The organism is Ruegeria sp. BHSA191, assembly GCF_059613325.1.
On record NZ_JBXWSH010000004.1, the window covers coordinates 104,309 to 127,009 of the forward strand.

21 protein-coding genes, 1 tRNA gene and 1 riboswitch are annotated in these 22,701 nt (G+C 65.2%); of the genes, 5 read left to right on the top strand and 17 right to left on the bottom strand.

Annotated features, from left to right (window positions below; all coding sequences use genetic code 11):
• Positions 1 to 37: 37 nt before the first annotated feature.
• Genes cobF through cbiE form a run of 6 tightly spaced genes read right to left on the bottom strand, consistent with a single transcriptional unit; the run spans position 38 to position 5,163 of the window.
• Positions 38 to 781: a precorrin-6A synthase (deacetylating) gene (gene cobF / locus AC2FNS_RS05820; RefSeq protein WP_496711729.1), complete on the bottom strand. Its 744-nt coding sequence runs from the start codon at positions 779 to 781 to the stop codon at positions 38 to 40.
• On the bottom strand, positions 774 to 1,502 hold the full coding sequence (gene cobA, locus AC2FNS_RS05825) for a uroporphyrinogen-III C-methyltransferase (RefSeq protein WP_496711730.1): 729 nt from the start codon (positions 1,500 to 1,502) through the stop codon (positions 774 to 776). Before cobA ends, cobF begins: the two co-directional genes overlap by 8 nt.
• Complete coding sequence (locus AC2FNS_RS05830; protein ID WP_496711731.1) at positions 1,499 to 2,815, bottom strand: cobyrinic acid a,c-diamide synthase CobB; 1,317 nt, start codon at positions 2,813 to 2,815, stop codon at positions 1,499 to 1,501. Before AC2FNS_RS05830 ends, cobA begins: the two co-directional genes overlap by 4 nt.
• A complete protein-coding gene (gene cobM / locus AC2FNS_RS05835) occupies positions 2,808 to 3,602 on the bottom strand; it encodes a precorrin-4 C(11)-methyltransferase (protein WP_496711732.1) in 795 nt (264 codons plus the stop codon). Before cobM ends, AC2FNS_RS05830 begins: the two co-directional genes overlap by 8 nt.
• The gene (locus tag AC2FNS_RS05840; protein WP_496803802.1) at positions 3,599 to 3,967 is read right to left on the bottom strand and encodes a cobalamin biosynthesis protein; all 369 of its coding nucleotides are present in this window, start codon (positions 3,965 to 3,967) and stop codon (positions 3,599 to 3,601) included. The genes cobM and AC2FNS_RS05840 overlap by 4 nt, the downstream gene beginning before the upstream one ends.
• Positions 3,964 to 5,163 (bottom strand): precorrin-6y C5,15-methyltransferase (decarboxylating) subunit CbiE, encoded by a 1,200-nt coding sequence (cbiE, locus tag AC2FNS_RS05845; protein WP_496711733.1) that lies wholly within the window; start codon positions 5,161 to 5,163, stop codon positions 3,964 to 3,966. The genes AC2FNS_RS05840 and cbiE overlap by 4 nt, the downstream gene beginning before the upstream one ends.
• On the opposite strand from cbiE, the gene AC2FNS_RS05850 reads away from it, so the two are divergent.
• A complete protein-coding gene (locus AC2FNS_RS05850) occupies positions 5,162 to 5,911 on the top strand; it encodes a cobalt-precorrin-6A reductase (protein WP_496680195.1) in 750 nt (249 codons plus the stop codon). The genes cbiE and AC2FNS_RS05850 overlap by 2 nt on opposite strands.
• Here the strand turns inward: AC2FNS_RS05850 and cobJ are convergent.
• The 8 genes from cobJ to AC2FNS_RS05890 all read right to left on the bottom strand — a co-directional run bounded on the left by cobJ (position 5,884) and on the right by AC2FNS_RS05890 (position 15,087).
• Positions 5,884 to 6,636, bottom strand: coding sequence for a precorrin-3B C(17)-methyltransferase (gene cobJ, locus AC2FNS_RS05855; protein ID WP_496688981.1), 753 nt, complete (start codon positions 6,634 to 6,636; stop codon positions 5,884 to 5,886). The two genes, AC2FNS_RS05850 and cobJ, sit on opposite strands and share 28 nt — an antisense overlap.
• Positions 6,633 to 7,361, bottom strand: coding sequence for a precorrin-2 C(20)-methyltransferase (locus tag AC2FNS_RS05860; RefSeq protein WP_496711734.1), 729 nt, complete (start codon positions 7,359 to 7,361; stop codon positions 6,633 to 6,635). Before AC2FNS_RS05860 ends, cobJ begins: the two co-directional genes overlap by 4 nt.
• The gene (locus tag AC2FNS_RS05865; RefSeq protein WP_496711735.1) at positions 7,358 to 7,987 is read right to left on the bottom strand and encodes a precorrin-8X methylmutase; all 630 of its coding nucleotides are present in this window, start codon (positions 7,985 to 7,987) and stop codon (positions 7,358 to 7,360) included. The genes AC2FNS_RS05860 and AC2FNS_RS05865 overlap by 4 nt, the downstream gene beginning before the upstream one ends.
• Positions 7,987 to 9,114, bottom strand: coding sequence for a precorrin-3B synthase (cobG, locus tag AC2FNS_RS05870; protein ID WP_496742097.1), 1,128 nt, complete (start codon positions 9,112 to 9,114; stop codon positions 7,987 to 7,989). Before cobG ends, AC2FNS_RS05865 begins: the two co-directional genes overlap by 1 nt.
• Positions 9,111 to 12,404: a cobaltochelatase subunit CobN gene (cobN, locus tag AC2FNS_RS05875; protein WP_496711737.1), complete on the bottom strand. Its 3,294-nt coding sequence runs from the start codon at positions 12,402 to 12,404 to the stop codon at positions 9,111 to 9,113. Before cobN ends, cobG begins: the two co-directional genes overlap by 4 nt.
• 6 nt (positions 12,405 to 12,410) lie before the next feature.
• Complete coding sequence (cobW, locus tag AC2FNS_RS05880) at positions 12,411 to 13,466, bottom strand: cobalamin biosynthesis protein CobW (protein ID WP_496797391.1); 1,056 nt, start codon at positions 13,464 to 13,466, stop codon at positions 12,411 to 12,413.
• A gap of 2 nt (positions 13,467 to 13,468) precedes the next feature.
• Positions 13,469 to 13,852, bottom strand: coding sequence for a DUF1636 family protein (locus AC2FNS_RS05885; RefSeq protein ID WP_496797390.1), 384 nt, complete (start codon positions 13,850 to 13,852; stop codon positions 13,469 to 13,471).
• Between the two features lie 82 nt (positions 13,853 to 13,934).
• Positions 13,935 to 14,139: riboswitch (cobalamin riboswitch) on the bottom strand.
• A gap of 72 nt (positions 14,140 to 14,211) precedes the next feature.
• Positions 14,212 to 15,087, bottom strand: a complete 876-nt coding sequence (locus AC2FNS_RS05890; protein ID WP_496797389.1) for a LysR family transcriptional regulator — start codon at positions 15,085 to 15,087, stop codon at positions 14,212 to 14,214.
• Positions 15,088 to 15,195: 108 nt separating this feature from the next.
• Here AC2FNS_RS05890 and AC2FNS_RS05895 point away from each other — a divergent pair, with 108 nt between their 5' ends.
• The gene (locus AC2FNS_RS05895; RefSeq protein WP_496680206.1) at positions 15,196 to 16,152 is read left to right on the top strand and encodes an NAD(P)-dependent oxidoreductase; all 957 of its coding nucleotides are present in this window, start codon (positions 15,196 to 15,198) and stop codon (positions 16,150 to 16,152) included.
• Between the two features lie 283 nt (positions 16,153 to 16,435).
• On the opposite strand, the gene AC2FNS_RS05900 is transcribed toward AC2FNS_RS05895, so the two are convergent.
• Together AC2FNS_RS05900 and AC2FNS_RS05905 are read right to left on the bottom strand one after the other, a co-directional pair.
• Positions 16,436 to 17,527 carry a hypothetical protein gene (locus AC2FNS_RS05900; protein ID WP_496797387.1) on the bottom strand — a complete coding sequence of 364 codons (1,092 nt, stop codon included), beginning with the start codon at positions 17,525 to 17,527 and terminating at the stop codon, positions 16,436 to 16,438.
• A gap of 225 nt (positions 17,528 to 17,752) precedes the next feature.
• Positions 17,753 to 17,826: transfer RNA gene (locus AC2FNS_RS05905), tRNA-Cys, on the bottom strand.
• Between the two features lie 226 nt (positions 17,827 to 18,052).
• Between AC2FNS_RS05905 and AC2FNS_RS05910 the strand changes: the two genes are divergently transcribed.
• From AC2FNS_RS05910 to AC2FNS_RS05920, 3 genes are all read left to right on the top strand, one after another.
• Positions 18,053 to 18,706, top strand: coding sequence for a protein-L-isoaspartate O-methyltransferase family protein (locus AC2FNS_RS05910; protein ID WP_496711887.1), 654 nt, complete (start codon positions 18,053 to 18,055; stop codon positions 18,704 to 18,706).
• A gap of 95 nt (positions 18,707 to 18,801) precedes the next feature.
• Positions 18,802 to 20,220, top strand: coding sequence for a TolC family outer membrane protein (locus tag AC2FNS_RS05915; protein WP_496688960.1), 1,419 nt, complete (start codon positions 18,802 to 18,804; stop codon positions 20,218 to 20,220).
• 302 nt (positions 20,221 to 20,522) lie between these two features.
• Entirely contained in the window at positions 20,523 to 21,104 is a 582-nt protein-coding gene (locus AC2FNS_RS05920) for a hypothetical protein (protein ID WP_496711886.1), read from the top strand.
• 3 nt (positions 21,105 to 21,107) lie between these two features.
• Here the strand turns inward: AC2FNS_RS05920 and AC2FNS_RS05925 are convergent, their stop codons facing one another.
• Positions 21,108 to 22,565 (bottom strand): cobyric acid synthase, encoded by a 1,458-nt coding sequence (locus AC2FNS_RS05925; RefSeq protein ID WP_496797386.1) that lies wholly within the window; start codon positions 22,563 to 22,565, stop codon positions 21,108 to 21,110.
• Between the last annotated feature and the right edge of the window lie 136 nt (positions 22,566 to 22,701).

Here is a 22,701-nt window from a genome sequence, read left to right on the forward strand (position 1 = left end):
GCCGCTATGGCGCAATCGCCATTTGCGACCTTTCGCGTCAAATCCCGCGCTTTTTGAGGACATAGATATCCATGATCCACCCGTGCCGGGCGCGGGCTTCGGTGCGCGTGCGCAGAATCTCGTCGGCCACATCGGCCAGCGGACCCTTGATCAGGATCTGCTCGGGCATACCCACGTAAGCCCCCCACCAGATGTCAAAATCGGCCATGTTCAGCGTCTGGAACGAACACGCGCCATCCAGCATCACCGCAACCGTATGCGCGTCGGTTGGCCAGCCCTCGTCGCGGATGCGCCGGCCGGTGGTGACCAGATAAGGCGCGCCGATCTCGTTGATGGGCATGGCATGGGCCGCCGTCAGCGCCTGCAGCGCCGTGATGCCTGGGATCACGGTGGTGTTCGGCTGCGGGTCCAGCCGCGCCGCGATTCGCAGCGAACTGTCATAGAGCGACGGGTCGCCCCAGATCAGCAGGGCGACGGTGCGTGCCTCGGGGTGCCGAGCCATCGCCTCCTGCCAGCGCAGGGCGATTGCGTCGTGCCATTCATCCACGCCGCGCAGGTAGCCGTCCTGTGACCGGCGCTCGGGGATGTCGAAATAGGCAATTTGGGGCGGTGTGTCGATGACCTTGCGGATGATTTCCTCGCGCACCCCCGCCAGATCGGCCTTGTTGACGCCCTTACGCGGGATCAGGATCAGATCGGCGGCGCGGATCGCCTGCGCGCCCTGAAGCGTCACATGATCGGGGTTGCCGGTGCCGATCCCGACCAAGACCAGATCAATCATCGTCGCTCTCCGCCAGCGGACCATAGAGGATCAGCGCCGGCGCGGTACCGATCTCGGAGTTTAGGCGCTCGGCCAGGGCGCCGACGGTGGACCGGTGCAACGATTGCTGAGGCGTCGAAACCGATTCGGCCATTAGCGCAGGGGTGTCCAGCGGAAGCCCATGCGTGTGCAGAACCCGTGCCAGCATGGGAAAGGTGCGCTTGCCCATGAACACCACCGTCGTCGCGCTCGGGTCGGCCAGCGCGGGCAGGTTCAGGTCCTCGGGCAGCTTGCCGCTGACATCGTGGCCGGTGACGAATTGCACCCGCCGCGCGGTCAGGCGCCGGGTCAGCGGGATGCCTGCCGCGGCAGCCGCGGCAATCGCCGAGGGGATGCCCGGAATGATCTCGTATGCGATCCCGGCGGCGCGCAGGGCCACCAGTTCCTCTTCGAGCCGCCCGAACAGGCCGCCATCGCCCGATTTCAGCCGCACGATTCGTTGGCCGGTCTGGGCGTACTCCACCAGTAGGCGGCTGACGTGGTCCTGCTTGGGCGAGGGCCGCCCGGCGCGCTTACCCACGCCCACAAGGTCGGCCTCTTTGCGCGCATGGCTCAGGATCGGCCCGCTGCTGAGATCGTCGAACAGCACCGCGTCGGCCTTTTGCAGCCGGTCCACGGCTTTGAGGGTCAACAACTCTGGGTCGCCGGGACCGGACCCGATGAAGGAAACGAAACCGTTCATGCGCTGGCCTCTGCGATCAGATGGAAGAACGTACCGGTGACATGCCCGCGGCGCGATCCGGTCTGTGGGCCTTCGGCGCCTTCGGCGTCAAAAACCCGTGCCAGGGGCGCATCGGGCTGCTCGACGATCGAAGAATAGTGGAACTCGTGCCCCCGCAGCGCGGTTCCAGCAGAGAATCCGGGCATGTCGGCCAACAACTCGGCCCGGCGATAGCCCAGGTTGAATTTGCGCTTTTCGTACGAAGTGACCAGGCCCAGCAGCCCGGCCATCCGGTGGCGGGTGCCGTCCTTGTCGATCAGCCCTTGTCCCAAGGCCATGTAGCCGCCGCATTCGCCATGCACGGGCCGCGTTTCGGCATGTTTGCGCAAGCCGGTCAGGAACCGCTCTGCCGCAGCCAGGGTTCCGGCGTGCAGTTCGGGGTACCCGCCGGGCAACCAGACCAGATCGGTATCCGGGGCCGGCGCCTCGTCCGCCAGAGGAGAGAACGGCAGGATCTCGGCCCCGGCCGCCCGCCAGCCTTCCAGAAGATGCGGGTAGGTAAAGGAAAACGCCGCGTCCTGGGCCAACGCGATCCGTTGCGCCGGAGGGCGCGGCAGCGCGGCCGACGACGGCCCCATCGGGCCCGAGGAGGCCGCCCGCTTGATCGCCTCCAGATCCACATGCGCGCGCAGGAAGGCCGCGTATCCGGCAATCGCGCTTTCCAGATCGGGGTGCTCGACCGCTTGGATCAGGCCCAGATGCCGCTCGGGCAGGGTCAGGTCGCCGCGCCGGGGCAAAACGCCCAGAACCGGCAGGCCCGCGCGCTCCATCCCTAGGCGGGTCAGGCGTTCGTGGCGCTGGCTGGCGCAGCGGTTCAGGATCACGCCAGCAAAGGGCAGGTCGGGGTTGTACATCCGAAACCCCAGCGCCGTGGCCGCAGCCGACTGAGCCTGACCGCCCACATCCAGCACCAGAACCACGGGCCAACCCATGCGCAGCGCGGTTTCGGCGCTGGACCCATGGCCCAGTTCGCCCGGCTTTGCGACCCCGTCGAACAGGCCCATCGACCCTTCGGCCACCACGATGTCGGCGCCTTTGGCCTGCGCTGCAATCGCGCCCAGTAATGGCGCGCCCATCGCCCAGCTGTCCAGGTTGAACGAGGCCCGCCCCGCCGCCGCCCGGTGAAAGGCCGGGTCGATGTAGTCGGGACCGCTCTTGAAGGGTTGCACGGTCAGCCCGTCCTCGGCCAGCGCGCGCAGCAGGCCCAGCATCACCGTTGTCTTGCCCGTCCCCGAGGATGGGGCCGAGATCAGCAGTCCGGGCGGGTTAGTCATCTCCGTGACTCCAGCTCGACCACGGGCTGTCGGCGCTTTGTGGGCGGTAACGGCGGTCATAGGTCTTTGAATACAAACAGCTTTCGTCGAATCCTTCACCGGCCAGCGCCGGCCCGACCAGGATCAGCGCGGTGCGCGAGATGCTCTCGTCCAGCGATTCCTTCAACGTGCCCAGGGTGGCGCGGACGATCCGCTCGTCCGGCCAGCTGGCGCGGTACACCACGGCCACGGGGCAATCGGCGCCATATGCGGGGGTCAGGTCAGCCACTACCTTGTCCAGATTGCCGATCGACAGGTGGATGGCCAGTGTGGCGCCAGTGCGGGCGAAGTTTTCCAGCGTTTCGCCCTCGGGCATGGACGAGGCGCGCCCCGAGGTCCGCGTCAGCACCACCGATTGTGCCAGCCCGGGCAGGGTCAGTTCGGTGCCCAAAGCGGCCGCGGCGGCGGCAAAGGACGGAACGCCGGGGGTCACGCTGACGGGAATGCCCATCTGTTTCAGGCGTCGGATCTGTTCGCCCATCGCCGACCAGACCGACAGGTCGCCCGAATGCAGGCGGGCCACGTCCTGACCGGCGTCATGGGCGGTTTTGATTTCAGCCATGATCTGATCCAGATCCATCGGCGCGGTGTTCACGATGCGCGCGCCTTCGGGGCAGTGCGCCAGGATCTCCTCGGGCACAAGCGACCCGGCATACAGGCACACCGGGCAAGCGGCGATGATGTCGCGTCCGCGCAGGGTCAGAAGGTCGGCGGCGCCCGGTCCGGCGCCGATGAAATGAACGGTCATCTCTGTCCTCCGATGGCGACCGCGCAGGTGGCAAGCCGGTCGTCCGAGATCTGTCGGGGTGAAAGCAGCCGCGCGCCCGGTCCGGCGGCGGCAAGGGCCGAAGCTTCGGCCACGCTGCCGGTGCCATGACTGGCGCGGCTGCGGGGCGAGCAGGTGAGGGTGCGTTGCCCGGCCAGATCGGCCGGGTTCGCGAAATGCAGGGGCAGGGCGCAGGCGGCGGCAAATTCGGCCAGCGCCGGGTGGCCGGCCTTGTCGGCGGCGGTGGCCAGCGCGTCCACCGCGTGCCCGGCGGTGGCGCGATCGAACGCGGCCCGCAGGCTGGCGCAGGTCGCGGTGGACGAAAACCCAAGCCCGGCCACGATCATAGGGTCACGCTCCACTGAACGACCGGATAGGCCGATTTCCAGCCACGCCGGGGGCCGAGGTCGCCGGCCTGCGCCAGCTCGATCCGCAGCAGGTCGCCGCCCAGCTTGGCGTGCCATTGGCTCAGCACTGCTTCGCTTTCCAGTGTCACGGCGTTGGCCACCAGCCGGGTGCCCGAGGGCAGGTTGGCCGCAAGCCAGTCCAGCAGCGCGTCGCTCAGCCCGCCGCCGATGAACACCACGTCAGGCAAGGGTAGGCCGTCCAGCGCGTCAGGCGCCGGGCCATGGATGATCTGCAACCGATCCTGTCCCAGCGCGTCGGCATTGGCGCGGATGCGCGCGGCGCGGTCTGCGCGCGGCTCGATCGTGGTGGCGGTCAGGGACGAGTCGCACATCAGCCACTCGATGCCGATCGAGCCGCTGCCGCCGCCGATGTCCCACAGATGCTCGCCCCGAGCGGGCGCCAGCGCCGACAGGGTCAGCGCGCGCACCGGCCGTTTGGTGATCTGCCCATCGGTTTCGAAGATCTCGTCGGGTTTGCCCGAGGCCAACGGTAGCGCACGCCCGTCGCCCGAAACCTCGAGCGCAACGCAGACCGGATGCCCGAACGAACCCAGCAGGGCTTCGGTCAGGGACATGCTGCGCGCGCGTTCCCGAGGGCCGCCGAGGGCCTCCATCACGTGCAGGGTCGTATCGTCGAACCCGGTCTCGGTCAGATAGCGGGCCAACTCGGCCACCGCGGCACCGTCGCGCAGCAGGATGATGGCGCGCAGGCCGCGGGACAGATGCGGACGCAGGCGGGTCAGGGGGGCGGCGTGCAGACCGAAGGTGGCAGTGCTTTCCAACGGCCAGCCCAACCGCGCGGCCGCCAGCGAGAAGGTCGACTGCCCCGGCCGTGCCACCCAGTCTTCGGGGGCGAAATTGCGCGCGATCACCGACCCGGAGCCAAACCAGAACGGATCACCCGAGGCCAGCACCACCGTGCGCCGGCCCTTCAGCCCCTGCAGAAAGGGCAGCCCGTCGGCGAACGGCACCGGCCATTCGATGCGTTCGGCTCCGGTTTCGGGAACCAGTGAAAGGTGCCGGGGCGGGCCCATGATGACCTCGGCACGCTCCAACTCTTGACGGCTTGCGGCCGACAGGCCATCCAGTCCATCCTCGCCCAGGCCCAGGATGGTCAGCCACGGAGTTTCAGACATGCCCAACCTCCTGATCCTTGGCGGCACGACCGAGGCCAACGCATTGGCCCGCGCCGTGGCGGATTTGGGTGTGGCGGCAACCTATTCCTATGCGGGCCGGGTCGACAACCCGCGGCCGCAACCGCTGCCCACGCGCGTGGGTGGCTTTGGCGGGCCCGAGGGTCTGGCGCGTCATATCCGCGACACCGGCGTGACCCATGTGATCGACGCGACCCATCCCTTTGCCGCGCAGATGAGCCGCAATGCCATCGCCGCCTGCCAGCAGACGCAGACGCCGCTGGCCGCGCTGACCCGCGCGGAATGGACGGCCGCACCCGGCGACCGGTGGCAGCGCGTGCCCGACATCGCCAGCGCCGTTGCCGCGCTGGCCGGGCCGCCGCGTCGGGTGTTCCTTGCGGTGGGGCGCATGCATCTTGATGATTTCGCGGCGCAGCCCCAGCATCACTATCTTCTGCGGCTGGTCGATGAACCCGGCCCGCTGCCCTTCGCCGATTGCGACGTGGTCGTGTCGCGCGGGCCGTTTTCGATTGACGACGACACGGCGCTGATGCGCTGGCACCGAACCGAACTGGTGGTGTCCAAGAACGCTGGCGGCACCGGGGCCCGCGCCAAGCTGGACGCCGCGCGAGCGTTGGGCATCCCGGTGCTGATGATCGACCGGCCCAGGCTGCCCCGTCGGGTCGAGTTGACAAGCGTGCCGCAGGTTCTGGACTGGCTGGCTCATTCCGGCGTGGACCTTGGAGTATAGACGATGGGGCCGATGGGCCGGTCGATGACGCGGGTCAGCGACGAGCCGACGATCACCACCGTCTGCATGTCGGCCATGTCGGGCGTTGCCTCGGCCAGGGTCGCGATGCGGATTGCCTCATCTGGGCGCGATACGGCGCGAGCGAACAGGATCAGACGCTCGGGCTCGCATTCCTGCCGCAGGATTTCCAGCGTCTTTACAAAGCCTTCAGGCCGCGACTTCGAGCGCGGGTTGTAAAAGGCCATTGCGAAATCGGCCTGCGCGGCCAGCCGCAGGCGTTTCTCGATCACGGCCCAGGGCTTGAGGTTGTCGCTGAGGTTGATGGCGCAGAAATCATGGCCCAGGGGCGCGCCCGCCCGGGCCGCGGCGGCCAGCATGGCGGTGATGCCGGGCAGAACCTCGACAGGGATCTCGTGCCAGGTGTCGGGGCCGTTTTCCAGCGCCTCGAACACGGCGGCAGCCATGGCAAACACGCCCGGGTCGCCCGACGAGACCACGACCACCCGCTTGCCCTCGGCCGCCATGCGCAGCGCGTGCTGCGAGCGGTCGATCTCGACCCGGTTATCGCTGGCGTGCAGGGTCAGGCCCGGCCGTTCGGCCACCCGCGCGACGTAGGGAATATAGCCCACCACATCAGTCGCATCGGCCAAGGCGGCGGTCACCTCGGGGGTCACCAGCGCCTCGTTTCCGGGGCCAAGCCCGGCGATCTTGACCCAGCCGTTCATGGCCGCCGCCCCTGTCCGTGCACGATGATGATCGAGAAATAGGGCGTGACCTCGGTGCAGGCGTCGCTCAGCTTGCGGACGGTCTGGTTGGGCATCTGCGCGTATTCCACGATCCAGGCCCGGTCGAACAGGCCCGCCGTTTTGAGCGCGCGTTTCACCTTGTCGATGTTGCGGCCGATCTTCATCACCACCAGCGCGTCGGTGCGCGCCATTCGGTCGGCCAGAACCTCTTCGGGCAGGGTACCCATCAGCACCGTGAGGATGTCGTCGCCCCAGGTGATCGGATCACCCGAGGCCGTCCAAGCGCCCGACATGCCGGTGATCGCCGGCACCACCTCGACGGGCACCACGTCGCGCAGGCGGGTGTAGAGATGCATGAACGAGCCATAAAAGAACGGGTCTCCCTCGCACAACACCACCACGTCCTCGCCCTGATCGGCCAGTTCTTTCAAGCGCGCGGTGCAGCGTTCGTAGAACTCGGCCAGAAGCGCGTTGTAGCGCGGATCGGTGACCGGGATCTCGGTTGTGACTGGGTATTCCATGGGAAACTCGACCGCATCGTCGCGGATCATCCCGTTGACGATCTTGCGCGCCTGCCCGCTTCGGCCGGGCTTGCGGAAATAGGCCACGTGTTTCGCGTTGCGCAACAGGCGGTCGGCCCGGACGCTCATCAAATCGGGATCGCCTGGGCCGAGGCCCACGCCATAGATCGTGCCCATGGTCATTCCGCCCGGCTTGCGATGGCGTTGATCGCGGCGACGGTGATGGCGCTGCCGCCCAAGCGGCCCTTGACGATGCAGCTGGGGACGGGCTGGGCCTCCCACAGCGCGTCCTTGGATTCGACCGCGCCGACAAAGCCCACCGGGCAGCCGATGATCGCGGCGGGGCGGGGGCAGTCTGGGTCCTCGAGCATGTTCAGCAGGTGAAACAGCGCCGTGGGCGCGTTGCCGATGGCCACCAGCGCGCCTCCAAGGTGCGGGCGCCACAGTTCCAGCGCGGCGGCGGATCGGGTGTTGCCCATCTTCTCGGCCAGCGGGCGCACGCGCTCGTCCTGCAGTGTGCAGATGACCTGATTGTCGGCGGGCAGGCGAAAGCGGGTGACGCCTTCGGACACCATCCGCGCGTCGCACAGGATCGGCGCGCCGTTCTCCAGCGCCGCGCGCGCGGTGCCCACGAAGCCGGGTGAGAAATGGATGAACTCTTCCAGACCGACCATCCCGGCGGCATGGATCATGCGGACGGCGACCTGCTCTTCGTCGGGGTCGAAACGGGCCAGATCGGCCTCGGCCCGGATCGTGGCGAAGGATTGCTTGTAGATCGCCGCGCCGTCGGTTTCGTATTCATAGGGCATCAGGTCAGGTCCATGGTCTTCAGTGTTTCGGGGTCCAGCCCGCGCTGCAGGGGCTCATCTCCCGCGCGGCCGTGTTTTACAAGATCAAAGCGCCCGTCGCGGCCCACCAGCGTCAGATCGGCTGCGCCCATGCGCGCGCAGCCCTTGGCGCAGCCCGAGACATGCAGGCTGCCGGACACGCGCGGAGCCAGCGCGCGGGCGATGGCGCGGGTCTCGGCCTGCGCCTGCGGGCAGAATGGCGCGCCGGGGCAGGCGTCGGTGGCCAACAGGGGGTCGGCGCCGTCGGTCACGAAGGCCGGGGCGGGGATCGCCGCCCCGCCTTCCAGCAGGAACAACCGCCAGGGTGTTACGCGCAGGGCGGTGGCGCCCGAGGCCTCGACCATCGCGCGCAGGTCGTCGGCGGGCAGTTGCCCGAAGGCCGCGCCGTAGATCGGGCCGATTGCGCTGTTGCCGGGTTGCAGCGGGTGGGCCGTGGGGCCGGGGGCGTGGCCCTGCCATTCCTTGGGCAGCTCCTGCGCTGCGATCAGACGGGCCATGCGGCGGGTGTCAGAAGTGAAGCGCTCGGCGAACCACTGGGCCAGTTCGATCACGCAGTCGATCGCCGCGTCCTCGGTCACCAAACGGCCGGTCTCGGCCCCGTCGGCGCGCAGGATCAGGCCCGAAGGTCCCCGCTCCAGCCGAATATCGGCCGAGTCCCCGGCCAGCAGCCGCGCCTGGTCGGTATCCACCGCAAAGCCGAACTTGGCGGGCAGGGCGGGCAGGTCGCCCAGCCGGTCGGCCAATGCCTGTGTCAGGCGCGCGGTCAGGTCGCCCGGCTGGTACAGCGGCGACACAAGGATGTTGCGCCGGGTCTCAAGCCCCGGTTCAGGATCCAGAAGGTTCAGCGCCGACAGCTCGGCCAGCAGCGCATGATGGTCCGTCTCGGCCACGCCGCGCAGTTGCAGGTTGGCGCGGTTGGTCAGGTCGATGGTCCCGTTGCCGAACCGAAGGGCCAGATCACACAGCCCCAGCGTCTGCGCGGCGCTCAGCCGGGCCAGACGCGGGCGCACCCGCACGACCAGCCCGTCTCCGGACATCATCGGGCGATGCGCGCCGGGGCACCAGCCCTGAACGACCGGGGCGCTCATCCCAGCCCCTCCAGATCGGCGCGGATCGAGTTGCGGCGGGTGTTCCACAGCCCGGCCTCGTACAGCGCGCGGAACCGATCCTGCATGGCTTGATGGGCCTGCGGATTGGCCTGCTGCAGGAACGCGTCCACCTCGGGGTTGCCGAGGGTCGCATCGTGGTAGAGGTCGAACAGATGCGGGGCGACGCTGCCTGACAAATGCGCGAAAGACGCCATGTGGTCGAGCGTTGCCGCGATCTCGGCCGCACCGCGGAAGCCGTGGCGCTGCATCCCGGCGATCCAGTCAGGATTGGCGGCGCGCGCATGGACCACGCGGCTGATTTCCTCGGGCAGAGTGCGCGCGCGGGGTGTTTCAGGGCGGGTATTGTCCAGGTGGTACAGCTGCGCCTGCCCGCCGGTCAGCTTCTTGGCGGCGGCAAATCCGGCCTCGTGCGTGGCATAGTCGTTTGCCAACAAAAGGTCGGTCTCGGTCAGGTCCTGCAGATGCACGAAGCTGTCGGCCTGCGCCACACGCTGGGTGATCCCGTCGGGGTCGTGGGCGATGTGCTCGCCCTCGAAGGCAAAGGCGCTGGCGTCCAGCCAGGCCTGACCGGCCTGCGCGCGCGCCTCGTCTGTATAGGTTTCCGACAGGTGGGTCATGTTCAGCCCATAGCTGCCCGGCGCCGGGCCATAGACGCGGGCGGTGGGCGGCTGACCCGCATAGGGGTTCCAGTCGGGCGCCTCGTCGCGTTCCGACAGCGCCCGGACCGCCTGTCCGAACAGCGCCGAGAGGGTGGGGAACACGTCGCGGAACAGGCCCGAGACGCGCAGAGTCACGTCCAGCCGGGGGCGCTCCAGATCGGTGATCGGCAGAACCTCGATCCCGCTCACGCGCTCCGACCCCGGATCCCAGACCGGTTTGACGCCCAGCAGGTGCAGCGCCATGGCGAATTCCTCGCCCGCCGTACGCATCGTGGCAGAGCCCCACAGATCGACGATCAGGCCCTTGGGATAGTCGCCTTCCTCCTGAAGGTGGCGGCGCACCAGTTCTTCGGCCAGTTTCACCCCCTGCGCATAGGCCGCGCGGGTCGGGACGGAGCGCGGATCGGTGGTGAACAGGTTGCGGCCCGTGGGCAGCACGTCGGTGCGCCCGCGATAGGGCGAGCCGGACGGCCCGGCCTCGATCCGCTTGCCGGCCAGCGCATCCAGCAGGGCCTGCCGTTCGGCCTGTGCCGACGCGGCAGTGTCGATATTGCCCGCACTCTGCGGCGCGCGGCCAAAGACATGCAGCCCGTCGCCGAACTGGCTTTCTTTGATGTCACAGACGAAACGGTCGATGCGGGTGATCGCCTCGGCGGTGCTGGTGGCCTGATCCAGCCCAAGATCGGCCTCGAGCCCGATGGCGCGGGCCTCGTCACGGATATCGGCCTGCAGCCGGTCGCGCCGCTTGGGGTCCAGCCCGTCGGCGTTCGAGAACTCGTCCAGCAGCGATTCCAACCGCACCATGCGGTCGGGCGTGCTGCTCTGCTTCATCGGCGGCGGGATGTGGCCCAGCGTGACGGCCCCGATCCGGCGCTTGGCCTGCGCGGCTTCGCCCGGATCGTTCACGATGAACGGGTAGATCACCGGCAGATCGCCGATCAGCGCCTCGGGCCAGCATTCCGCCGAGAGCGCCACCGATTTGCCCGGCAGCCATTCCAACGTTCCGTGTGCGCCGATATGAATCAGCGCATCCGTCCCCAACCCGTGCCTCAGCCACAGGTAAAAGGCCACATATCCGTGCCGGGGCGTGCGCGACAGGTCGTGATATTCGTCGTCCCGCAATTCCGGCGTGCCGCGTTCGGGCTGCAGCGCCACCAGCGCCTTGCCGCGCCGAAGCGCGGTGAAGTGGAAGGCCCCATCGGCGCAGGCCGGGTCATCCTCGGGCGCACCCCAGACGGTTTCCAGATCGGCGCGCAACGCTTCTGGCAGTTGCGCAAGTGCGGCGCGGTAGGCCGAGACCGGCCATGAAATCCGGGCGTCCAGCAGCGTGTCGGCAATCGGCTGGGCGGGGGCGGTGTCATACCCCGCGCCCTGCAGGTCGGACAGGATCGCCTCGGCCGAGGCCAGCGCGTCCAGCCCCACCGCATGGGCCATCTGCCAGTCCTTGCCGGGATAGGTGGACAGGACCAGCGCGGGTACCTGTTGCGCCTTTGGTTTCTCGGCCAGCTCCACCCAGGCCATCGCCCGGTCGACGATGGCGGCAATCCGGTCGGGCTCGGGGCGGTGGGCGAAGCGGGAATATTCCAGGTGTGGGTCGCGCTTGCCCGGTTCCTTGAACGAGGCGACACCGGCCGAGATGCGCCCGTCCACCTCGGGCAGCACAACATGCATGGCCAGATCGGCAGGCGACAGGCCGCGCTCGGCCTCAGCCCAGGCCTTGCGGCGCGAAGTGGCCAGAGCGACCTGAAACACCGGCACGCCCGCCTCGTCCAAGGGCGATGTGCCCGACGCGCCCTTGCCCGAAAACGAGGTGGCATTGATGATGGCCGAGGGCGCCATCGCTGGGATGTTCTCAGCCAGCCATTGCGCCGCCGCAGGCGCTTTGAGCGAGGGTGCGAACAGCCCCACCGCCTGATGACCCCGCGCGCGGATTTCCCGGATCAGGGCCGCGACCGGCGCGGTATCGGCCGAAGTCAGGTAGGCGCGGTAGAAGGTTACGACAATGCGCCGGCCTTCGCCTGCGAAGGCGTCCTCGGGCGCGATTACGCCGCGATCCGGGCACCACGCTCCGCATTCGGGCAGGGTCTTGGCCCCCATCACGGGCCCGGCATAGAGCCCCGCCGCCAGCGCCATCTGCGCCAGTGCGGCTTGGGCCGCGACCTCGCCACCGGTGTCGCACAGATGCGCCAGTCGCCGCAGGGTCGAGACCGGCAGGGTCGAATAATCGTCCAGCCGCGTATCCTCGCGCCCGTCGGCGGGCAGCACCGCCAGCGCGATGCCCTTGGCCTGCGCCAGCGCCAGCACCTGCTGCAACCCGTAGGACCAGTAGGGCACGCCGCCGATCAGCCGGATCAGGATGCCCTTGGCGCCCTCCAGCGTCTGCTCGACATAGGTATCGACCGATAGTGGATGTTTCAGCGCCGTCAGGTTCGCCAGCCGCAACGAGGGCATCCGCCCCTCGGGCCCGCCGCCGCGATGCCAGCCGGCCGCGAAAGCACCCAGATCGCTATCCGAAAAGGACAACACCACCAGATCCGCCGGGCTCTGGCCCAGATCGGTCGGGGTCTCGGTTTCTTCGAGCCCGTGGCTTTCGCGGAAGACGACGTGCATTGGTGCTTACTCGGCGGCCTCGGTGACGCCTGTCAGGATGCCACGGATCGCGGATTCGTCGATGTCGTGATGCTCGGCGATGACCACAAGGCGCGAGCGGCGCTCTTCGTCCGGTTTCCACGGGCGGTCATACTGGTGCCGCACCCGCGCGCCGACCGCCTGGACCAGCAGACGCATCGGCTTGCCCTGAACGGCGGCATAGCCCTTGACCCGCAGGATGTTCAGCTCGTTCGCCAGACGTTCGATATTGGCGACCAACTGCGCCGGGTCGGTCTGTTCGGGCAGTTCGACCACGATGCTTTCGAAATCATCATGTTCGTGGTCGTCATGGCCATCGTGATGCGAGGGGCGGGCGTCCATGTCGTCCTCGGCCGCGGCGCCTAGCCCCAGCACCACGCGCACGTCTACCGCACCTTCGGCCACTTCGACCACGGGCAGGGGGCGGGGCGCCTCGGCGGCGATGATCTCGCGCGCTTTGGCCACGCCTTCGGGGCCGGCCAGGTCGGGCTTGGTCAGCAGGATGATGTCGGCGCACGAGATCTGGTCCTCGAACACCTCGGACAGGGGTGTTTCGTGGTCGATCGAGTCATCGGCCATGCGCTGGGCGTCCACCGCCGCGACATTCGGGGCAAAGCGGCCTGCGGCCACGGCCTCGGCATCGGCCAGGGCGATCACGCCGTCCACGGTGATCTTGGAACGGATATCGGGCCAGTCGAACGCCTTGAGCAGCGGTTTCGGCAGGGCCAGACCGCTGGTTTCGATCAGGATGTGATCGGGGCGCGGGTCCAGCGCCATCAGCGCCTCGATCGTGGGGATGAAGTCATCGGCCACGGTGCAGCAGATGCAACCATTGGCCAGTTCCATGATGTTTTCCGCCGGGCATTCGGGGATGGCGCAGCTCTTCAGGATTTCGCCATCGACACCCACATCGCCGAATTCGTTGACCACCACGGCCAGGCGCTTGCCCTGCGGGTTCTGCATCAGGTGGCGGATCAGCGTGGTCTTGCCCGAGCCGAGAAAGCCGGTGATGACGGTGACGGGAAGTTTTTCGAGGGTGCTCATGCTCAGGCTCCAATCGGGGGAATGCGGGCGGCGCAGTTCTTGCGGAAATGTTCGGGGCGGTCACGCCATCTCACAAGGCCATCTTCGGTGGCCAGGTACTTGGTGGCGCCTTCGACGATGATTTCGACATGGTCGGATTCGTTCAGGTTCTCATAGACGAAGGTCCAGCGAGACGGCCCGCCGCGCAAAACGATCGAGCAGCCCTGATCGCAGTTAGACAGGCATTCGACCGGCTTCAGGGTGATGCCTTCGGGCAGGTCGGCTGCGGCCAGCGCCTTGTGCAGCAGCGTGCCGGGGCGCTGGGCGTCATCCTCGATGGGCAGCCCGCGTCGGCAGGTGGTGCAGACCAGCAGTTCGACTGGTGAGGTCTCGGTCACGTCTCTCATCCCCCCTCAATTGGTTGTCGGGGGACGGGGTATGCGCGGGCCACGTTGCCGACATGGGCCCGACACCGGAACACCCCGTCCGGTTTGTCTTCGGGCGTTGGCAGGTCTCCCGGCTTGCGGATGTCAGAGCGGTGCTCTGTCGGATGTCCCGCCTTCCCGGCCTGCGGCCAGTGGCATTTGGGCACCCTCTCCGGTCACGGTCGCGGGGGCGGCTGCGTTTGACGGAAAACCGCTGACGCATTCCCTTTTCATCTGCTTGCACAGACACCAACGCAAGCGACATGCGGCACGGGCAGGGGGGTTGTCAAGCGCGCGGGGCCAAGTGCCTTGCCTCGGATCGAAAAAGCGACTTGCCAGGATCAATCCGCGGCATCGCTGGCCAGGCAGTCGCGCAGCCAGGCCAGGAACAACTGGGCAGGGATGGACGGAGGCGCCGCGCTGACGCTGCGGATCAGGTAATGCGACTGGGCAAAGGGAATCGCCGGCCCCGCAATCCGGATCGGCGCACCCTGGGCGATGGCGTTGCGCGCGAACCGCTCCAGAACGGTGGCGTAGCCCGCGCCGGCCATCACCAGTTGCAGCGCCGTGACGGTCGTATCCGCCGAATGGCGCGCGGGGCGGTCGGGCAGGTCGATGCCCGTGGCCTCGAAGTACCGCGCCCAGTTGTCCTCGTACCCCAGAATGTGGATCAACGGGCCGTTTTGCAGGTCTGGCGACGAGTCCTGCGCCCGGCAGACGGGCACCAGCCGTTCCGAGCACAGTCGGTCCGCCGCAACACCGGGCCAGTCGCCATAGCCCAGCCGGATTTCCACGTCTACATCCGCGGGCGCGGCCGAGTCGTTCCAGATATGTGACACCAGCCGCACCGGGATCTCGGGGTGCTGAGCGCTGAACGCGGGCAGCTCGGCCGCGATCCAGTAGGTCATCGTCGATATCGCCGCCCGGATGGTCAGCGCCTGCCGCGAGGCGGGGCCGAACAAGCTGTTGGTGGAAAGCGCGATATCCGACAGCGCCCGGCGCACGGTCAGCGCATAGGACTGGCCCAGCTCGGTCAGCGACAGGTGTCGCGCGTTGCGGGCAAAAAGCGGCTGCCCGAGGTCCGCCTCGAGTGAGCGGATATGCAGCGATACCGCCGTCTGGGTCAGGCCCAATTCTTGCGCGGCGGTGGTGAAATTCAGGTGGCGGGCGGCGGCCTCGAAGCTACGCAGCCACGCCGGATTGGGCAGGCGGTCCATTTAGCACCAAAATAATTTTTGTATAGATAGCTTTATTATTCGTTTCTTTTGTCGATGGGCAACGGAAATACTCGGGCCAACGAAAACGCGCCTGCGGGAGGGCAGAACATGAAGGTCGGGTTCATCGGTTTGGGCAATGTGGGGGGCAAGCTGTCGGGGTCGCTGCTGCGCAACGGTATCGACCTGACGGTGTACGACCTGAACCCCGATCTTGTGGCGGAATTCGCGGCCAAGGGGGCCAAGGCCGGCGAAAGCCCGGCCCAGATGATGCGCGATTGCGATGCGGTCATCACCTGCCTGCCGTCGCCCGCTGCCTCGGACGCGGTGATGCAGCAGATGCTGCCCGAGGTGAGCCAGGGCAAGATCTGGATGGAGATGTCCACCACCGATGAGGCCGAGGTCAAACGGCTTGGGGCCATGGTGATCGAACGCGGCGGCGCGGCGGTGGACTGCCCGGTTTCGGGCGGGTGCCACCGGGCGGCCACGGGCAATATCTCGATCTTCGCGGGCTGCGACCGGGCCACGTTCGAGCGGATTCTGCCGTTCCTGACGACGATGGGCCGGCGCATCCTGCATACCGGCGATCTGGGCACTGCCTCGGTTCTGAAGGTGTTGACCAACTATCTGGCCACAGCCAACCTGATCACCTGCGCCGAGGCGCTGGTGACCGCCAAGGCCGCCGGGATGGACCTGAACACCACCTACGAGGCGATCAAGATCTCGTCCGGTACGTCCTTCGTGCATGAGACCGAAAGCCAGGTGATCCTGAACGGCTCGCGCGACATTTCCTTCACCATGGACTTGGTGAAAAAGGATATCGGCCTGTTCCAGGAGGTCGCAGACCGCGCCGGCGTGCCGTTGGAGATGAACCCGTTGATGATCAAGATTTTCGACGACGCCATCGCCCGCTATGGCGCGCGCGAGCTGTCGCCCAACGTCATTCGACGGCTCGAGGATGCAACCGGGCTGAGCATTACCGCGCCCGGTTTTCCGGCCGAGATGCAGGACGATGAACCGGAAGAGCCGGGGTACGAGGTGATTCCGCAAGGCCGAAGCACGGTCTGAACCGACGGTCAGCAAAACGGCGGCCTTCGGGGGGCGTCTTGCGTGAAACCCAAGGTGGCGGTGTCCCCTTGCGCGGCCAAGAACAGTTCGAGCTGGATTTCGACCAATCGGAAGGCAGCGACGCGGAACCAAGTCGGAGCAGTGGAGGCGAGTACCTGTTTTGAAATCGAACCCACTCTGAACTAATGGGTAGTAAAAACCGATACTTAAGCGAATCCCGCATTCTTCGTAACCAAGAAATGTTGCGGGATTTGGTTGCGAACTCTCTCACAACCAAATCGCCTTAACCTTCATCATCTTTTAGTTTTGGTATCCCGAGAATTGGGTCATCATTAGGCTCTGGGAAGATCAACTGGTTTTGCGTTTCCAACAATTGATCGTAGATTTCGGCTTCACTCTCATCAACGGTTTCGTCCGCGTCATCTTCCTCTGTTTCGCTGGGTGGCGCTATCCTCAGTTCGATAGTCAGGCCCCGCTCCATTTTCGCCAACAGAGAGTTAAGTGCCCAAGTCAGTTGCCCTTTTAACTCTCCCTGTTGAGCTTTGGTAGCTTTACCCTCCTTAAGAAGAGATACCACCTTCTTCTCGACTTCTAGTTTGATGGTTTTTTCAATCTTTTTGTCGAAGAACTCCTCGATCTCCTTTGGCGTAAAGGCCTCGATCTGCGCGGTTTCAGCTCGAGTTTTTCTGATTTGCTCGACAGAATACCAGACGCCGATTCCCCAAGTTACGACGCCCCCGAACATGAGAGCTATTTCCTTTGCCATGATAAGGAAAAACAGTGGGTCTGTAGTCGAAATGCTGCCGACAGAAGCTTTTTGATATTGGCCTGTAGCAGTAACAGAAAAGAAGCGAACCATATTTCGGATGTCTGTAAGCTCTCCCAGCATACTTTCGAACTCATTTTCAAAGATTGCGCGCGGTATCTGGAATCCTACTTCGGTCGTACCTTCCGTCGGAGTTGGATAACCGAAACCGAAAAACTTGAGATTTGAGGCAAACTGATTGAGTTGCTGAAAGGTTTGAGTGCGATCAGACGATCGCTTTTGGACGAATTCTCGAGCAACACTTGGCGTCATCGCATTTTCTTGAATTTTTCTGGATATCTCGTCAGCCAGTTCTTGGTCGAAAGTGTCGAACGAAATTTCTAGAACGCGCTCATAGTCTTGCGGAGTGAACTCTGAAACGAATTCTTCGAGTGATTGGCGCAGAGCGGTCAGTTTCTCTGATACTGCGCGCTGGTGCTCCGCGTTCTGTGGTTGGTTCACTAGGTTGTTTAGTGCTCCGTCAAGTTCTTGAAAGCAGCTCTGGGTCGCTACTTGGCTTTCCACTCTCAAAATTTTGTCGACGATTTCACTAAGCTTGTCAGTATTCATTTCGGTCCCGATAGAAACAGATGGATGCAATGGGCATGAAGAAAACAGGAATGGCGCGCAACGTAAAGTGGAAGGAAAGTAGCTAGAATACAGTGTTGCGGGAAATGTTGCGGGATTTTGGGTTTCGCCGCAAGTAAGTTGCTCGAATACTTAATTTAAGCATCTGAAAAGATTAGGTAAATTGTTCTTGACGGGCAGTTTTATGTCAGTGAATTTGACGTTTTCTGGAGGCGAGTACCGGAATCGAACCGGTGTACACGGATTTGCAATCCGCTGCGTCACCACTCCGCCAACTCGCCTTTTCAAGCAATATCAATTACTTGCCGTGGTGCAGCAGCGGTTCTAGCAGCTTTCCCGCGCGGCGTCCAGAGGGCGCGCAAAGAATCTGCACGGGAAATGGCCGTCACCGGTATTCGAGACGCAACGCCAATTGTCGCGGGCCGGAATTTGCGTGCAAGGGCCGTTGCCGGGGCGCGTGCATTGTGGCAAAAGCCATCCGAACCAGGGAAATGATTGAGCGGTCACATGACGGATTTCGCAGCCCGACGCCAAACGATGGTCGATACCCAGATTCGGCCGTCCGATGTCACAAAGTTTCCGATTATCGATGCCATGCTGAAAATCCGGCGGGAAGATTTCGTGCCGGATTCCCAGCGCGAGGTGGCCTATGTCGGCGATTTGATCGATCTGGGGGGCGGTCGGTGCCTGCTGGAGCCGCGGACCCTGGCCAAAATGCTGGACGCGCTGAATATTTCCAATGACGAGGTCGTGCTGGATATCGGTCCGGCCTATGGCTATTCGACGGCCGTCGCCGCGCGCATGGCGCAACTGGTGGTGGGCGTCGAGGAAGACGAGTCAACGGCCGCCGAGGCGCAGGCCAATCTCAGCCAGGCCGATATCGACAATGCAATCATCCATGTCGGCCCATTGGTGCAAGGGGCCGCCGAGCATGGCCCCTATGACGTGATCATGGTTCAGGGCGGGGTTGAACGGGTTCCGGACGCGTTGCTGGAACAGCTCAAGGAACATGGCCGCATTGCCTGCCTGTTCGTTGATGGCAATCTGGGCACCGTCCGGATCGGTCGCAAGGTCGGCGGGCGCGTGACTTGGCGCCACGCGTTCAATGCCGCGGCGCCGGTCTTGCCGGGATTTGCGAAAGAACGGGCATTTTCGCTATAGTTCGGAAACACTTTTCCGTTCCCTATTGATTAGTTGAGAATCTGGCCGCAAACTGTTCCGAAATCAGAACAAATTTTGGTTTACGGGGTTGGATTATGCGTGGGACATCAGCAGCGAAACTGATCAAGGGTTTGGTGTTTTCAGCCTGCCTTGCACTGAATGTAGCGTCCGAGCGGACGGCTTGGGCAGACAACCTGACCGATGCGTTCATCGGGGCCTACAACTCCAGCGGCCTGCTGGAGCAGAACCGCGCGCTGTTGCGGGCCGCTGATGAAGACGTCGCGATCGCGCTTTCGGCCCTGCGCCCGATCATCAACTGGACCGTTCGGGTCAGTCAGGATTACACCAAGAACCGGATCAGAACGACGGTAACATCGGTCGAACCCTCGCGATTCTTTTCGGGGATAACGCTCAGCCAACTGCTGTACGACGGCGGCGCATCCTTGCTGGGCAAGCAGTCGGCGCAGGAAACCGTTCTGGCGACCCGGCAGGCGCTGATCGATATCGAGCAGCAGGTGCTGTTCCGGGCCGCAACGGCCTATCTGGGTGTTTTGCTGGAAGAAGAGCGGGTCCGAATCCGCCAAAACAACGTGAACCTGTCGGGTGAGGAGCTTCGCGCGACCCAGGACCGCTTCGAGGTGGGTGAAGTGACCCGCACGGATGTGGCCCTGTCCGAGTCGCAACTGGCCAGTTCGCAGGCCGATCTCGCCGATGCGCGCGGCAACCTCAGCACGGCGCAGGCTGAATATGTGAATGCGGTGGGCAAGACTCCGGGTCGCACGGCGGGGCAGCCCAGTCTGCCGGCACTGCCGCGATCTGCGGACGAGGCGATCAGCCTGGCCATGCGGAACCACCCGGCCATCCTGTCCGCACAGCATCAGGTGCGCGCCCTCGATCTGGTGGTTCAGCAGCAACGCGCGGGTCTTGGCCCGAATGTCAGCCTGAATGCCGATGTCGGGATTACCGAGAGCTACGACAACGACGACTACACCAACGACGCGTCGATCTCTCTGAATCTGAACCAGCCCATCTATGCGGGCGGCCGTCTGGCGGCAAACGTTCGCCGCGCCATGGCGCAGCGGGATGCCGCGCGGGCCAATCTGCTGAACGTGCAGAAAGACATCACGCAGGGGGTGACCAACGCCTATGTCCGCTTCCAGACCGCGACGGCCAGCCTGCGCGCGTCCGAAGAGCGGGTCCGGGCCTCTCAGGTCGCCTTTGACGGCATCCGCGAAGAGGCCACCTTGGGCGCGCGCACCACGCTGGATGTTCTGACCGCACAGCAAGACCTGCTGGATGCGCAACTGGCCGAGATCGCATCGCGGACCGAACGCTCGCTGGCGGCCTACCAGTTGCTTCAGGCGCAGGGGCTTTTGACCGCCGAACGTCTTGGTTTGGCCGTCCAGATCTATGACCCGACGCTATACTACAACCTGGTCAAGAAAGCGCCGGCGCAGATCAGCAAGCAAAGCCGGGATCTGGATCGTGTGCTCAAGGCGTTGCGTCGCGAGTGATCGCGCGCACTATCTGTTGTTCCGCACCGATTGTTTGGTTACACTTGATCAAAAGGCCAGATCGGTAGAGAGCCATGTCGGATAGCAGTGTCACAGCAGGTGTCGAGGACGTTTTAGCGTCGATCAAGCGACTTGTCGGCGATCAGGGGCGCAAGGCTGAGCCAGGCGCCGGCTCCCGGCCGAAACCGGGGCGGCTGGTTTTGTCCCAGTCGCTGCGAGTCTCGGACGCACCCGATCCGCCTTCGCAGAGTGGGACCGGGTTGTCGAGCCTTGCACGGGACTTCTCGGTTGACGCCTTTCTGATGAAGGACGCCGAGTTCGCGAGCATTCATCCCGCAAACCAGAAGCCCGAGCCGATGGTTCTCAGTGCGTCCGACCGGGTCTATCCGACCGCCACCGAAACGACGGCAGAAAAGGCTGGCGCTCTGCCAAAAGAGAATCAGACCGGTCCACGGGATCTTGCCGGCAGTCTGAGTGCCAAGATTGAAGCCTTGGAGGCGGCAATCGCTCGGACAGAAGATCAATGGGAACCCGATGGAAACAGTGGCGACGAATATGCGGGAACCCGCACTCGGCGCATCCACTGGGATTTCGAAGCCGGCGGGGGCGCCACAATGGCAGCCGAGACCGAACGCGACGAGTCTTTGCAAGCGCAGCAGCCGCAGACGACTGCGCAATTCGTGCGGGATCGCGGGGCGGTCGAGCCCGTCGCGACCGATGCAGAGGCCACCGCGACGATGGAGGTCGATGAACTGAAGGCGTTGATCGCCCAGGTCGTGCGCGAAGAACTGCAAGGCGCACTGGGCGAGCGGATCACCCGAAACATTCGCAAGCTGGTCCGGCGCGAAATCAACCGCGCATTGGATGCAAGAGAGCTCGAGTAGTCCTCAGCCGCGCTGCGGTTTCGCCGCCATGGACAGCAGAAGATCCAGATCCATGTGCTTTTCAAGGTGATCGGCCAGGGCATCGAGGGTCTGTTCGACGCCGTCCTCATAGGCCAGGTGCGATTTGACGCCCAACTGCCGCAGATAGCGCGCCCGAAAGGCATCCGAGGAAAATACCCCATGCAGATAGCTGCCGCGGACCCGGTCGCTGGCGTTGGCTGCGCCTTCGGCACGGCCCTCGACCTCGAGCCAGGCGCGTGCGCAATCGGGGCCGTCGGTGCGCCCCATGTGGATTTCATATCCGCTGACGGGTTCGCCGCCGGGCCGTGCTTTGGCCCTGCGCAGGCGGACTTGCTTGTCCTTGGCCATGACCGTTTCGACATCCAGCAGGCCCAGGCCTTCGACCGTACCCGGCCGCCCGTCGACGCCGTCGGGGTCCGAGATGGTCTTTCCCAGCATCTGATAACCGCCGCACAGGCCCAGAACATGGCCGCCGCGGCGCACATGCGCGTACAGGTCGATATCCCAACCCTGACGGCGCAAGAATGCAAGATCGCCGATGGTGGATTTGCTGCCCGGCAGCAGCACCAGATCGGCATCGCCAGGCAGGGCGCGGCCGGCGGGAACGATTTCGACCGTGACACCGGGTTCGGCTGACAGCGGATCGAGATCGTCGAAATTCGCCATCCGCTCAAGCTGTGGCACGGCCACTTTGACCGCTCCGCCCGGGGCCGAACGGATGTCCATCATGTCCTCGGCGGGCAGTTTCCACGCGTCGTCGAACCAGGGCACCACGCCCAGACAGGGCCACCCGGTGCGGGCCACGATGTCATCGCGGCCATCATCGAACAGGCTGACGTCTCCCTTGAAGCGATTGACCGCAAAGCCCCGGATCATCGCCAGATCGCCCGCTTCCAGAACCGCCTGCGTTCCCACGATCTGCGCGATCACGCCGCCCCGGTGGATGTCGCCCACCAGGATCACGGGAACACCGGCGGCACAGGCAAAGCCCATATTGGCGATGTCGCCACTCCGCAGATTGGTCTCGGCCGGGCTGCCCGCGCCTTCCACCAGAACCAGATCGGCATCGGCGCACAGTCTGTCAAAGCTCTCAAGCGCGGCGGCCAGCAAGCGCGACTTGTCCTTGCGGTAATCCTTGGCCCGCATAGTTCCGGCGCGCTGGCCCTGTACGATGACCTGGGCGCCGGTGTCGGTCTCTGGCTTCAGCAAGATCGGATTCATGTCGGTATGTGGGGCGCGGCCTGCGGCGCGGGCTTGAAGGGCCTGTGCGCGGCCGATTTCGCCGCCGTCTTCGGTGACGGCCGCGTTGTTCGACATGTTCTGCGGCTTGAACGGCGCCACCCGAAGGCCGCGCCGGGCAAAGGCCCGCGCCATGCCGGCCACCAGAACCGATTTCCCGACATTGCTGCCGGTGCCTTGAATCATGATCGCGCGCACCATTCATGCCTCCTGCGGTTGGTGGCAGATGATCGTATTTGAGCGGCCAAGGAAAGCGCGGAACGGGCGAATGGCGCGCTGAATCCGACATCAGGTGTCCGGGCAACAAAAAAGCGCGCCGCAATCGCGGGCGCGCCTT